The organism is Bacillus tianshenii, from assembly GCA_020524525.2.
Lineage (GTDB): Bacteria > Bacillota > Bacilli > Bacillales > Bacillaceae_N > Bacillus_AV.
Genome location: CP129018.1, coordinates 2,681,779 through 2,694,732 on the forward strand (window position 1 = coordinate 2,681,779; position 12,954 = coordinate 2,694,732).

Here is a 12,954-nt window from a genome sequence, read left to right on the forward strand (position 1 = left end):
CTATATAAAAAACTCCAGCTTTTATAGCTGGAGTTTTCTCGTTATTATGACTGTACGCTTGCTTTTAGAATTTCTGCTTTATCCGTACGTTCCCACGGTACATCAATGTCTGTACGTCCAAAGTGGCCGTATGCAGCAGTTTGTTTGTAAATAGGACGACGTAAATCAAGCATCTTAATAAGACCTGCAGGGCGAAGGTCAAAGTTTTCGCTCACAAGCTCAACTAATTTTTCTTCTGACACTTTGCCCGTTCCAAATGTATCAACTGAAATTGATACAGGCTGAGCAACACCGATTGCATAAGCTAGTTGAACTTCACATTTGTCCGCAAGACCTGCAGCAACAAGGTTTTTCGCAACATAACGTGCAGCATAAGCAGCTGAACGGTCAACTTTTGTTGGATCCTTACCAGAGAATGCACCGCCGCCATGACGAGCATAACCTCCGTACGTATCAACGATAATTTTACGGCCTGTTAGACCTGCATCACCTTGAGGTCCGCCAATTACAAAACGACCTGTTGGGTTAATGAAGTATTTTGTATTCTCGTCAATTAGTTCACTTGGAACAATTGGCTCGATAACATGCTTTTTCAAATCTTCTTTGATTTGGTCAAGTGTAATCTCAGGATGGTGTTGTGTTGAAATAACGATTGTATCAATACGAACAGGTTTATCATTTTCATCATATTCAACCGTTACTTGTGTTTTACCATCTGGGCGAAGATAAGCGACTGTTTCGTCTTTACGAACAGCTGCAAGACGACGTGAAAGCTTATGAGCTAGTGAGATTGGAAGCGGCATTAATTCTTTTGTTTCGTTACAAGCGTAACCAAACATTAACCCTTGGTCACCTGCACCGATTGCTTCGATTTCTTCCTCTGTCATTTGACCTTCACGTGCTTCTAATGCTTTATCTACACCTTGAGCAATATCAGCAGATTGTTCATCAATTGACGTTAAAACCGCACAAGTTTCAGCGTCAAAGCCATATTTAGCGCGAGTATAACCAATTTCAGAAACTGTTTCACGAACAACCTTTGGAATATCTACATATGTAGAGGTTGTGATTTCACCTGCTACTAAAACTAAACCTGTATTAACTGTTGTTTCACAAGCTACACGTGCATTTGGATCATCAGTAAGAATTGCATCAAGGATTGCATCCGAAATTTGGTCACAAATTTTATCTGGATGCCCTTCTGTAACTGACTCAGAAGTAAAAAGACGACGATTTACTGCCATTTAAAAGTGTACCTCCTATTTACTGTTGATACGGTACTCTTCCCTTATTCATGCATGATATGTTTTTTCACATGTATGCTAAAGAAATCATAAGCAAAGCGAAAAAATAAAAAACCTTCCCCTATGAGGAAAGGTTGAAATGTTAATTCATGCCTTTCACTCTTATCGTTCAAGACTATACGCCTTGCATCAGGTTGGCACCTTGTCATCATGTCTACATAGTAATAAAGTGTGCATAAAACGTTATGACACATGATGTCGGTTGCCGGGTTTCATAGGGCCTGTCCCTCCGCCAGCTCAGGATAAGAGTATCCGTTCGGGACTTATCATAACGACTTTAACCCAAAATGTCAATAGAAAAGCGGAGATGGGCCGCTTAGAAATATTGTTCACTGGAGCCTTCACGCATAGAGGCGTTCTTTGCCTCGGTGCGGGAAGGTGAAGTGACACAAATTTCTGCCCATCGCAGCTGGACAATAGAAAAGCGGAGAAAGGCGGTTAGGCTGTCCGATTGCTGGAACCTTCACACAGAGAGGTGCTTTTTGCCTCGGCGTGGGAAGGTGAAGCAACTCGCGCAGCCTGCCTTTCACAGCTAGACAGCAAGAAAAGTGGAGATGGGCCGCTTAGAAATATTATTCACGAACGTAGCTGCAAACCTAAATTTCACACTTTCCATTATCACATTTATTTCGTAATAACTTCTTACGATTTCGAGCAATGAATCGATATAAAGGGACACCGATTTTGTCAATAAAGGGAAGGTAACCGACTGCGCCAATAAGGACTGTCGCCGGGAAGGTTAAAAACAGTCTCCGCATTGCATAAAAACCTGCATAAACCTTTCCATTAGATGTAACGAGATGTAGTTCTCGCTTGGCTGCTTCCTTATTAATAGGAACTTTCTCATCTAATTGTTGGAGCGGCATCCACTTTACAATACGGAACCAATCAAGATATCTTAGTGTTCTTTTCGTTTGCATACATAATCCACAATCAGCATCATAGTATACACGATAAGTTTTCATGATCTACACACCCTATCGATAAAATTACCCTGTTTCCATCGTAAAAAAACCAAAAATCATTTATAATGAAATCACTTTCGGAATATTGTAAGAATTTGAAATCGAATATTCCCTCTATTAATGATAAATTGTGTCTTATGGACAGTTATGATTTTCTTAAAAAATAGTATAGACTATTTAAATGAATATGTTATACTAATTCAAGAAGAAAAAAGAAAATCACAATTAAAATAATTTATATTCTAATAAAAAGGATGGTTATGCCAAATGAATTCCGTTGAACGTACTGTTGACTTGAGCGCATTGTTGAAAAGCGAAAGTATGAAACACAACCTATCCGTGCCTCAACTTGTTGAGAAGACACTGGCACGTGGTGAAGGTGTATTAACTTCTACTGGTGCTATCCGTGCGACTACAGGGAAATATACTGGTCGTTCACCTCAAGATAAATATATAGTCGAAGAAGAATCTACAAAAGACAAAATCGACTGGGGGAGCGGTAAACCAGCCAATTTCACCAGAAATATTTGATTCATTATATAACAAAGTCCTAGCATATTTAAACGAAAAAGAAGAAGTTTTTCGTTTCCCAAGGATTTGCTGGAGCAGATAAAAAGCACCGCCTTCAACTTCAAGTAATTAATGAGTATGCATGGCATAACTTGTTCGTGCACCAACTTTTTATTCGTCCAACTGAAGAAGAATTGAAATCACATGAGCCATCATTTACAGTGATCTCAGCTCCTAACTTCAAGGCAAATCCTGAAGTGGACGGTACGAAATCAGAAACATTCATTATGGTTTCGTTCGAGCGTAGAATCGTTCTAATTGGTGGTACGGAGTACGCTGGAGAAATGAAAAAATCAATCTTCTCTGTTATGAACTTCTTACTTCCAGAGAGTGATATTCTTTCTATGCACTGCTCTGCTAACGTAGGTCAAGAAGGAGATGTTGCTCTTTTCTTCGGACTTTCTGGAACTGGAAAAACAACTCTTTCTGCAGATGCAAATCGTCGTCTAATCGGAGATGATGAGCACGGTTGGTCAAATAATGGTGTCTTTAATATTGAAGGTGGTTGTTATGCAAAATGTATCAACCTCTCTCGTGACAAAGAACCACAAATTTGGGATGCAATCCGTTTCGGTTCTGTGTTAGAAAATGTTGTGCTTGATGATGAATCTCGTGAAGCAGACTATGACAATTCTTCATTAACTGAGAATACTCGTGCGGCATATCCATTACAAGCAATCGACAACATCGTTGACCCGAGTATTGCAGGCCACCCGAATACAATCATTTTCTTAACAGCTGATGCATTTGGCGTATTGCCTCCAATCAGTAAATTAACAAAAGAACAAGCAATGTACCATTTTATTAGTGGTTACACAAGTAAGCTTGCAGGAACTGAGCGTGGTATTACTGAACCTGAAGCAACATTCTCAACGTGCTTCGGCTCTCCATTCTTACCATTACCGGCAAGCCGTTATGCAGAAATGCTTGGTGAGAAAATTGACCAATACAATGCCCAAGTATTCCTTGTAAACACTGGCTGGACTGGTGGTTCATATGGTGAAGGAAAACGTATGAATCTTTCTTACACACGTGCAATGGTTCGCGCAGCGCTTGAAGGCGAATTAAATAATGTAGAGCTTATTAAGGATCCTATCTTCGGACTTCAAATCCCTGCACACTGCCCAGGTGTACCTGATGAAGTTCTTCAACCGAAGAAAACTTGGAACGATGGTGCAGCATATGACAATAAAGCAAAAGATCTTGCTCATCAATTCAATGTAAACTTCAAGAAATTCAATGGTGTAGCAGAAGAAATTCGTTTGGCAGGTCCTATCGATACAGAATAATGTGCCACATTATTAAAAAGAGTTGACTCAAATTGAGTCAACTCTTTTTTCTTGTTCCTTCATCCACTCTGTTAATCTTTTGACGAGCTTACGGTTAATATCTGGTGGGAAATAATGAGTGTGTTCGTCAAAAATCCATGCTGTATATGCCTTTTGATACTCCTCCATCTTTCGCATTAATCGATAGGCATGTTCAACTGATACGTTTTCATCCTTTGCACCGTGAATAATTAATGCAGGGACATGAAGTCTATTTACCTCATAAAGTGGCGTACGAGCTTTGTAAGCTTCAGGAACTTTATTTGGAGTCCCGCCAATAACCCGCTTCATCATTCTACGCAAATCCAACCGTTCTTCGTAGGTTAAGAACATATCAGTCACTCCGCCCCATATGACGAGAGAGGATATATTTTCATACAGTCCTGTTAAGAGCGCCATTACTCCACCTCTCGAAAACCCAAATACGTGAATGACATTCTTCTTTACTTTTTCGTGCTGACGTAATAATTCAACCGCTGAGAACGCATCATATCGGTCTTCTCCTGCAAAGTCTTCCTTTCCTTCTCCCCCACGGTTACCACGATAAAATGGCGCCATAACGACAAATCCTTCAGAGGCAAATTGAATAATCCGGCCAATTCTGACCATGCCAACGTTCTTAATCCCTCCTCTTAAGTAAAGGAAGCCAGGAAAAACCCCTTCTCCTTTTGGCTCAGCTAAAAAGCCTTTTACTTTCAGTCCTTTGCTTATGTAAGTAACGAGGAATACACGTATGTTAGGGTGTGGTGAAGGGTATGCTTGTTTTTCAATTATTTGACCATCGTACACAACGAATCACCTTCCTTTAACAATCACTTTCCAATAAAAAACCCTCACCTTACCTTTTTAGGTACGAAGTGAGAGTTTCTCAATTTGCTTTAAACTATGAGGCAATACCTCATCCTTCATCATAAAACTAAACGTCTCGCCTGTACGAAGGTTATCCGGTAAAGAATCAAGCAATACTGGTCCTTCTGTTTCGTAATAAGAGCGTTGTGCTTCAATTTTATTGATGTCAGCGTAATAAATATTCTTTATAATCGTGCCACCTTTACCACAAACTTCATATTGTCCAATGTAATATAAGTTTGCAACTGAAGCACCAGTTTCTTCGAATACTTCTCTAATGGCAGCTTGGTGAGGAGTCTCTCCTTTTTCAACTTTTCCTCCGGGAAACTCAATTCCACGCCTCTTATGCTTTGTTAGAAGCCAATGGTTTTGAAATCGGCATATTACCCATACATGTTTTGGTGTGTTGGAAAAAGGATGGTCATCGAATGAAAGTTTTACAACATTGTCATAGTAATCTGTAAATGTGAACATAGATCCCTTGTACTCCATTTTTTAATATTTTATGTTCAGATCATAGCACTTGTTCAAGAAATAATCCAATTCCCACACACAGAATTATTGATAATGAACATCTTGGATAACCCATTGCTCGTTTTTATATAGAAAATCAATTGTAATTGTATAATTACCGTATAAGCTTGTTTCGTTAGATTGCTGTACCTTTGCATGTGTATTATCTATCTGGTCAATTTCATAAGACTGATTTGGTTTGAACCATGGTGGTAATTCAGTCGGCTTAATATACAAGTCGCCGTTTTTCTCTTGGAAATAATAATCCACATAAGGCTTAACAGCTTTTTCAACTGCAATAGAGTCAAAAGCATCCAACAATTCTTCTTTATTATCATAACGAGTTACTCGGTAATTTTCATCACTATTTTGGACTAACGTATCAATAAATGATTGCGTTGCACGAGCAATATCCTCTTCTTCAAGCTCACTGTAGGAAGCACTTTCGGCGGTCGCGACAGTTGACGATAACGGTTGAATACTATCATTCACTGCTCCAGGGATAAATAAAAATATCGACAAAACAACTGCTACAATTGATGGACCGATGCCTCCGCTCATGTTGTATGCTCCTTTCTGCTAATCATTCTGTATTTTATTATTCCTTTTTTAACGAGTGATTAAACTTATTCTAAGCAATGAATCAAACAAAAAATCAGAAAAATAAAAAAACTTCTCCATATTTCAGGAGAAGTTCAAGCTCAAGCTTTTAACACACCAATGCTTTCGATTTGTTGTTTTGTTTCAGGCGTGCCAAATTCATAGATCATTTGAAACACTTGCTTCATATCATCATCATACATATCGTTTTCTTTATCATGGTGATACTGAACATAAGGAACATGGGAGCGCCAAAAGGAAAGCCAATCAGCAGAATAAGCTTCATCAAAGACTTCACGTAGCCTAAAAATCTCATCCTCTGTCGCCTGAATTTCAAACTGATTTAATCCATAATCTCTTATTTGAGAGATCTCACGCGCTCCAACTGCCACGTAATATGTTTTCTTTTCCATTCCACTCAGCTCCTCCACATACATGCTTACCTTTCTTATGCCGCAAACATGTATAACTTATACATAAAGAGCTGAGGTCTTAGCGCAGATTAGAAAGTCACCTTTAACCCATACATTGCATCGTTGAAGTGAACAACCTCTGCACGATAGCCGTATGCTTCGACTTCGGCCTTAAACTCATTAGAAGCTAGCCGCTCGTGAAGTGGAGGTCCCATTTCAGATTCTACTGCTTCCCATTCAAGCAATAATGCGACGCCATTACTTGTTAAGATTCGTTCGACTTCCTGCAATACGTTTTGTCTATTCGGTACTTCGTGCATAACAAACCCAATTAATACTTTATCAGTTGAGTCAGCAGTAATTTGGGTGTTTTCTAAGTCACTTTCAATGTACGTTATGTTAGAAATAGCTGCTTCCTTTGCCCGCTCTTGAAGAAGTTCAAGCATTTTCGGTTCAATGTCAACTGCATATACAGTTTTGCCTGTTTGTTCAGCAATTGGCAGTGTGAAGAAACCATTTCCAGCCCCTAAGTCTGCCACCACTTCACCTTTTGTTATGTCTAGTGCACTTAACACTTTCTCTGGCGGGAGCGCCTCAAGACGTTCCTTTGAGATTAACTTATCTGCTTTTGCGGGATTAAATCGATGTCCTGCCAAATTAATTCATCCTTTCTGCTTGTATTAACCAAATAGTACGTCAATCCATATTTTAATCGCAGTAGCGGAAATTAATAAAGCCAAAAAGATTTGCAAGAATTTCGTGTTTACTTTTTTACCGAAATTTGCGCCTAATGGTGAGGCAAGCAGAGAGGCTACAATCATAACTGCAGCAGGAAGAAGCAATACTTGACCTGTCGTGAATTTTCCAACTGTCGAACCGATTGAGGAAATAAATGTGATGGCTAATGAGCTCGCAATTGTTACCCTAGTAGGTATTTTCAAGACTACAAGCATTACTGGTACAAGTAAGAATGCGCCCGCTGCACCAACAATACCTGCCCCAATACCGACAACAAAGGCAAGCCCTGCTGCTAGCCAGCGATTAAACGTTACATCTTTCGGGTCAATATCATCATACCCTTTTCTAGGGATAAACATCATAATTGCTGCTAATGCTGCTAGAATACCATATACAAGATCAATTCCATCTTCAGACAGCATACCTGAACCGTAAGCACCGATAAAACTACCAATTAAGACACTGACACCCATATAGAGGATTAAATCTTTATTTAAAAATCCTCCTTTACGATATGCCCAAACACCGCCAATGGTTGCAAATAACACTTGCACTGCGCTAATACCTGATACTTCATGTGAGGTAAAAGCCGCAAAACCTAATAAAGGCGGGATGTAAAGTAACATCGGATATTTAATAATCGAACCGCCAATACCAACCATTCCAGAAATAAATGAACCTACAAATCCAATTAAAAAGATAACAACCCAATACATCATATCCATATTTCTTCACCTGCCATTGCATTTTTGTTAATTAAGAAAAGGCAGTATACACTGCCCTTTCTTTTACCCTATTGTTATACACTAAATTTTTAGAACGTTAGTGTAACATTTGCATCTTGTGCATAGTCTAAGAACGTCATTGCGCCGCCTACTTCGATACCATCAACAAAGTCTTCTTTTTCAAGGCCCATTACATCCATTGTCATTTGACAAGCGATTAGTCGTACGCCCATTTCGGAAGCCATTTCTACTAATTCAGGGATGCTTGGAACATTTGCATTCTTAAATCCTTCGATGAATTGTTCTTTTCCTTCAGGTACTGCTAGTTGTTTGTGGCCTTCCTTGTGAATAAGATTTAACCCTTCAAATGTGAAGAAAATTGCTACCTCTCCATCTGTTGAAGCCGCTGCTGTTGCAATGTTAAACACCTTATACGCATCGAAAAGTCCACCATTTGCTGCAATAATCGCTGTTTTATTAGCCATTGTAAAATTCCTCCTAAAATAATTTAGTATTTTATTATTCTGTTTCTCCTTGCCACTGACTCATGCCGCCATCCATGTTAATAACATTAAAACCATGTTCTTCTAGAAACATAGAAGCTCTACCACTTCTGTTTCCTGAGCGACAAACGGCAACATATGTTTTACTTTTATCTAATTCATTCAGGCGTGAAGATATCTCACCTAACGGAATATGCTTTGCGCCTGGAATTTTCCCTTCAGCCACTTCTTCATCTTCTCTTACGTCTAAAAAATGAAGGGGTTCTTTTTGTTGATATGCTTTCAAAGCTTCATGTGTTGATATTTCTTTCATCTCGAGAAGCTCCTCCTTCCATCTACAACTTTTTGTTTACCATTACCCCTAGAGGTATATTACTAAAGATTTTAAAAAAGATCAACACCTAAAAAAATATTTCACCTTATACCCTGTGACGTAAACATAAAAATAAAGAAAGAGGACTAGAATTATCTAGCCCTCGTCTCCATTTCATATCCATGTTGAATGGTTTCTACCTCATTCATTAAATCTTCTCCAATCCTTGAAGCAAAATCTTGATATAACGGCTCAAAATAAGCTCTCCACTTTTTTCGTTCGTCATATGTCAGCTCATAAATTTGAATATCTGAATGCTGACGAATTCTTAGTAGCTGCTGTTCATTTAGATGTGCAGATTGCTTAAAAATCCATGCAGTCGTTTCATCCATCGCTTCCTGAATATCTGATTGTACATCATTCGGTAGATTATCCCAGAACTTCTTATTCGTTAATACCCCATACCCTAAATAACCGTGGTTGCTGATTGTTAAATAATTCTGTACTTGATAAAACCTTTTTGAATAAATATTTGAAATTGTATTTTCCTGGCCATCTAAGTAGCGTGTATCAAGATTATTATATACTTTATTAAATGGTGTGCTGCTTGGCTGCACATCAAGCATTTCAAATTGTTCTCTCAAGACATTACTCGGCATAATTCGAAACCTTTGACCTCTAAAGTCCTCCGGTTCTCGCAATGGGCCTTCATTACTTGTCATTTGCTTAAACCCGTTACTCCACAATGCCAACCCCTTTATTTGATGATCTTCTAGCTTCTTCAGTAAGATATCTCCAATTTCCCCTTCAAAAGCTCTCTTTACATCTTCATGTGTTTCAAATAAGTATGGTAAATCTAATACTTGCCATTCTGATGATAACTCCGTCAACTTGGAAAATGCAGGGGCAATCATTTCCACATCTCCTCTAAGGAGTGCATCAATTTCTTCCCCATCAGAATACAGCATGCCGTTAGGAAAAACTTCAACCTTTACTTTACCATCTGTTTTTTCCTTTACTATTTCAGCGAACTTCTGTGCTGCTAACCCTTTTGGCGTATTCTCAGCAACAACATGACTGAAATTAATTACAATTTGTTCACTAAGGCCTTCTTGCTCATCATCTACTGAAATTGCAGTAAGAGAAGAATCATAGCCGAAGCCAACTACTATTGCGATACAAACACAAGAAATAATAAATAAGCTCAAACTAACAAAATTACGCACGATGCCCTCACACCATTTCATTTCCTGATTTTATATTATTGTACCAGATCAAAATTTTGAATGTTAAAATAACATTAAACATTACTCCGCTAAAGAAATTACTTCAATTGCGAAAAGGTTGAGAACTGATGCAGCGAATATCAATTAAATGGAAGATATTAACTTTTATTTTCACAATTATTGTTTTCACCTTAATTATTGTTGGGATTGTTCTCACAGGAAACTTTATCAACATGAAGGAACAGGAGTTAAGTCAACGAGCATTAATAACTGCACGCACGGTTGCACAGCTTTCTAGCGTGCAGGAAAATGTCAACGGTACAAAATTAGAGCGAAGCAAAATAAATGAAGTTGTCGAACGAATTCGCATCATTAACAATGCAGATTATATTGTTGTCTTAGATATGAACCGGACACGCCTCTCACACCCAGTTGAAACACTTATTGGAACCCCTTCTACTGGGGAGGACGAAGATGCTGCATTTGCTGAACATACCTATACATCAAAAGCAAAAGGTGAAGTCGGCACTGCAGTTAGAGCTTTTGTGCCAATTATGAATCATGAACATCAACAAGTTGGCGTTATTATTGCAGGTTATATACTACCAAGCATCTTTGAATTAATGAAGGAGCTCCGACAAGAAATTTATATCACTGCTACAATCTCTTTCCTTTTCGGTGGCTGGGGTGCATGGATGTTGGCAAAAGTGATAAAAAGAGAAATTTTTCAACTTGAACCTCATGAAATTGCAAAGCTGCTTGTTGAGCGTACAGAAACATTCAATGCGATGCATGAAGGGGTTGTCGCGATTGATAAAGAAAAGAGAATTACTATCTTCAATGACCGAGCCAAGGAAATGTTAAGCATTAGTGGGAACCCTGAAGGCAAACTGATTCAAGAAGTAATCCCTGATACACGCTTACCTGAAATCTTGCAACTAGAACATCCTATCTACAATAAAGAACTTCAAGTTAAAAATAAAAACATTCTAAGTAATCGTGTGCCAATTAAAGTAGACAATGAAGTTGCAGGGGCTGTCGCTATATTCCAAGACCAAACAGAAGTCAAAAAGATGGCAGAGGAGCTAACAGGTGTTAAAGCATTCGTAAATGCATTGCGCGTTCAAAATCATGAACATATGAACAAACTGCATACCATTGCTGGTTTAATTCAAATGGGGAATGAAGGACAGGCTTTGGATTACGTCTTTCAAATTACAGAAGAACAACAGGAGTTGACCCGCTTCTTAAGTAAAAATATTCATAATGACAGCATTTCAGGTCTTCTTTTAAGTAAAGTACGACGCGGAAAAGAGCTTGGAATTGACGTCTATATTGACCGCAGAAGCCAATTAAAACAGTTTCCTCCTTCTCTTGACCATCATGATTTTGTTTTAATCTTAGGTAATCTAATTGAAAATGCATTTGATTCATTTAAATCATTCGATGTAGAACAACGTGAAATCTATATTAGCATTGAACAAGATGATGAAATTCTTTCAATTCTCGTAGAAGATAACGGGTGTGGAATGACCGACAGTGATGCTGCCTATATTTTTGACCAAGGGTTTTCGACAAAATCATCAGAAAACCAAGGTATTGGACTATTTTTAGTGCAACAAATTGTTCAAAAAGGAAAAGGCGATATTCAAGTAAACTCACAAAAGAACTTCGGAACAAGCTTTATTATTACGTTTTTAATGGATGGGAGTGATGGAAGAGGTGGCGAAGCAAGTATGTAAAGTCTTGTTGATGGAAGACGACCCAATGGTACAAGAAGTAAATAAGCAGTTCATTGAGCGCGTCGAAGGCTTTAAAGTAGTTGGTATTGCCTCAAATGGCGTAGAAGGTGTAAAGATGGTACATGCTTTAAAGCCTGATTTAGCGGTTATCGATATTTTTATGCCTGACCAGGATGGTCTTGAAACAATCTCTTATCTTCGTAACGAAGAACATCCAATTGACGTCATTGCTGTAACGGCTGCAAATGACATGGAAACCGTAAGACGTGTGCTTCAACATGGGGCTGTCGATTATATTATGAAACCATTTAAATTTGAACGAATCAAGCAAGCACTCGAAAATTATAATCAATACCGCCGAACACTCCATACAAACACAAAAATCTCACAAGCTGAGCTAGATAGCCTTTTGCATAACAAAACGTATGAAAATCGAGAGACATTACCAAAAGGGTTAAATGCTGTCACCTTGAATAAAATTGTTCTCTATCTGTCTAATATAGACTATGCTGTTTCAGCTGAAGAAGTAGCAGAAGGGGTCGGTTTAGCCCGTGTCACGGCTCGAAGATATTTAGAATATCTCGAAAAAGTAGGAAAGGTCCAAATTACAATCCAATACGGCGGTGTCGGCAGACCTGTAAATCGCTATATGATTAACCAATAAGCGAAGAAGGAACTTTCCTTCTTCGTTTTTTTATTTTCTGAGCAGGCTGCTCTTATGCTTGTCGCCCCTGAGCGGCCCACCTCCGCTTTCGACGCACAGGATGTGCTAGTGCAGGCGTTGTCACAGGACGTGACGCTCTTAGCCAGCGTTCCTTTGATCTAGCTGCGAAAGGCAGGCTGCGCGAGTTGCTTCCGACGCACAGGATGTGCTAGCGTCGGTGTTGAAACAGGACGTTTCGTTCTTAACCGACGTTCCTTTTAATGCGTCGAAAGCAAAGAACGGCTTTCTCTGTGTGAAGGCTCCAGCAAACAATATTTCTAAGCGGCCCACCTCCGCTTTTCTTTTTGGCCAGCTACGGTGGCTAGGGGCTCGAGGTCATAAGTCAGTCTGTTGCGGGAACTAAGGGCGGTTCCCTCCACATTCTGCCTTATGCTTGTCGCCCCTGAGCGAGCCACCTCCGCTTTTCTTATCGTAAGCGTTTTCAGACCAAAATGAACAAAA

Annotated in this window: 13 protein-coding genes, 1 pseudogene and 1 riboswitch; of the genes and pseudogenes, 3 read left to right on the top strand and 11 right to left on the bottom strand. The window is 39.1% G+C overall.

What is annotated here, in order from left to right; translation table 11 throughout:
• Positions 1-44 precede the first annotated feature (44 nt).
• Together metK and LC040_13625 are read right to left on the bottom strand one after the other, a co-directional pair.
• Positions 45-1,244 (bottom strand): methionine adenosyltransferase, encoded by a 1,200-nt coding sequence (metK, locus tag LC040_13620; GenBank protein WLR50304.1) that lies wholly within the window; start codon positions 1,242-1,244, stop codon positions 45-47.
• Between the two features lie 159 nt (positions 1,245-1,403).
• A riboswitch (SAM riboswitch) is annotated at positions 1,404-1,553 on the bottom strand.
• Between the two features lie 347 nt (positions 1,554-1,900).
• The gene (locus LC040_13625) at positions 1,901-2,269 is read right to left on the bottom strand and encodes a DUF393 domain-containing protein (protein ID WLR50305.1); all 369 of its coding nucleotides are present in this window, start codon (positions 2,267-2,269) and stop codon (positions 1,901-1,903) included.
• 267 nt (positions 2,270-2,536) lie between these two features.
• Between LC040_13625 and pckA the strand changes: the two are divergent.
• A pseudogene (gene pckA / locus LC040_13630) lies at positions 2,537-4,128 on the top strand (phosphoenolpyruvate carboxykinase (ATP)).
• 27 nt (positions 4,129-4,155) lie between these two features.
• Here the strand turns inward: pckA and LC040_13635 are convergent.
• From LC040_13635 to LC040_13675, 9 genes are all read right to left on the bottom strand, one after another.
• Positions 4,156-4,956, bottom strand: a complete 801-nt coding sequence (locus LC040_13635; GenBank protein ID WLR50306.1) for a prolyl oligopeptidase family serine peptidase — start codon at positions 4,954-4,956, stop codon at positions 4,156-4,158.
• 57 nt (positions 4,957-5,013) lie between these two features.
• Positions 5,014-5,490: a nucleoside triphosphatase YtkD gene (gene ytkD / locus LC040_13640; GenBank protein WLR50307.1), complete on the bottom strand. Its 477-nt coding sequence runs from the start codon at positions 5,488-5,490 to the stop codon at positions 5,014-5,016.
• Positions 5,491-5,574: 84 nt separating this feature from the next.
• Positions 5,575-6,090 carry a hypothetical protein gene (locus LC040_13645; protein WLR50308.1) on the bottom strand — a complete coding sequence of 172 codons (516 nt, stop codon included), beginning with the start codon at positions 6,088-6,090 and terminating at the stop codon, positions 5,575-5,577.
• Between the two features lie 140 nt (positions 6,091-6,230).
• Positions 6,231-6,542, bottom strand: coding sequence for a hydrolase (locus LC040_13650; GenBank protein ID WLR50309.1), 312 nt, complete (start codon positions 6,540-6,542; stop codon positions 6,231-6,233).
• 89 nt (positions 6,543-6,631) lie between these two features.
• Positions 6,632-7,198: a methyltransferase domain-containing protein gene (locus tag LC040_13655; protein WLR50310.1), complete on the bottom strand. Its 567-nt coding sequence runs from the start codon at positions 7,196-7,198 to the stop codon at positions 6,632-6,634.
• Positions 7,199-7,222: 24 nt separating this feature from the next.
• Entirely contained in the window at positions 7,223-8,005 is a 783-nt protein-coding gene (locus LC040_13660; GenBank protein WLR50311.1) for a sulfite exporter TauE/SafE family protein, read from the bottom strand.
• A gap of 89 nt (positions 8,006-8,094) precedes the next feature.
• Positions 8,095-8,490 (bottom strand): DsrE/DsrF/DrsH-like family protein, encoded by a 396-nt coding sequence (locus LC040_13665; protein WLR50312.1) that lies wholly within the window; start codon positions 8,488-8,490, stop codon positions 8,095-8,097.
• 34 nt (positions 8,491-8,524) lie between these two features.
• Positions 8,525-8,821, bottom strand: a complete 297-nt coding sequence (locus tag LC040_13670) for a rhodanese-like domain-containing protein (protein WLR50313.1) — start codon at positions 8,819-8,821, stop codon at positions 8,525-8,527.
• Positions 8,822-8,973: 152 nt separating this feature from the next.
• Positions 8,974-10,047: a TRAP transporter substrate-binding protein gene (locus tag LC040_13675; protein ID WLR50314.1), complete on the bottom strand. Its 1,074-nt coding sequence runs from the start codon at positions 10,045-10,047 to the stop codon at positions 8,974-8,976.
• 128 nt (positions 10,048-10,175) lie between these two features.
• Between LC040_13675 and LC040_13680 the strand changes: the two genes are divergently transcribed.
• The gene (locus LC040_13680) at positions 10,176-11,789 is read left to right on the top strand and encodes a sensor histidine kinase (GenBank protein ID WLR50315.1); all 1,614 of its coding nucleotides are present in this window, start codon (positions 10,176-10,178) and stop codon (positions 11,787-11,789) included.
• A 10-nt stretch (positions 11,790-11,799) separates the two neighbouring features.
• The gene (locus LC040_13685; GenBank protein WLR53295.1) at positions 11,800-12,453 is read left to right on the top strand and encodes a response regulator; all 654 of its coding nucleotides are present in this window, start codon (positions 11,800-11,802) and stop codon (positions 12,451-12,453) included.
• Positions 12,454-12,954 lie beyond the last annotated feature (501 nt).

Bases quoted from the DNA above. Each gene is read 5' to 3' on its own strand.
- metK (WLR50304.1), bottom strand. From the start codon at position 1,244: ATGGCAGTAAATCGTCGTCTTTTTACTTCTGAGTCAGTTACAGAAGGG.
- LC040_13625 (WLR50305.1), bottom strand. From the start codon at position 2,269: ATGAAAACTTATCGTGTATACTATGATGCTGATTGTGGATTATGTATG.
- ytkD (WLR50307.1), bottom strand. From the start codon at position 5,490: ATGTTCACATTTACAGATTACTATGACAATGTTGTAAAACTTTCATTC.
- LC040_13645 (WLR50308.1), bottom strand. From the start codon at position 6,090: ATGAGCGGAGGCATCGGTCCATCAATTGTAGCAGTTGTTTTGTCGATA.
- LC040_13650 (WLR50309.1), bottom strand. From the start codon at position 6,542: ATGGAAAAGAAAACATATTACGTGGCAGTTGGAGCGCGTGAGATCTCT.
- LC040_13660 (WLR50311.1), bottom strand. From the start codon at position 8,005: ATGGATATGATGTATTGGGTTGTTATCTTTTTAATTGGATTTGTAGGT.
- LC040_13665 (WLR50312.1), bottom strand. From the start codon at position 8,490: ATGGCTAATAAAACAGCGATTATTGCAGCAAATGGTGGACTTTTCGAT.
- LC040_13670 (WLR50313.1), bottom strand. From the start codon at position 8,821: ATGAAAGAAATATCAACACATGAAGCTTTGAAAGCATATCAACAAAAA.
- LC040_13680 (WLR50315.1), top strand. From the start codon at position 10,176: ATGCAGCGAATATCAATTAAATGGAAGATATTAACTTTTATTTTCACA.
- LC040_13685 (WLR53295.1), top strand. From the start codon at position 11,800: ATGGAAGACGACCCAATGGTACAAGAAGTAAATAAGCAGTTCATTGAG.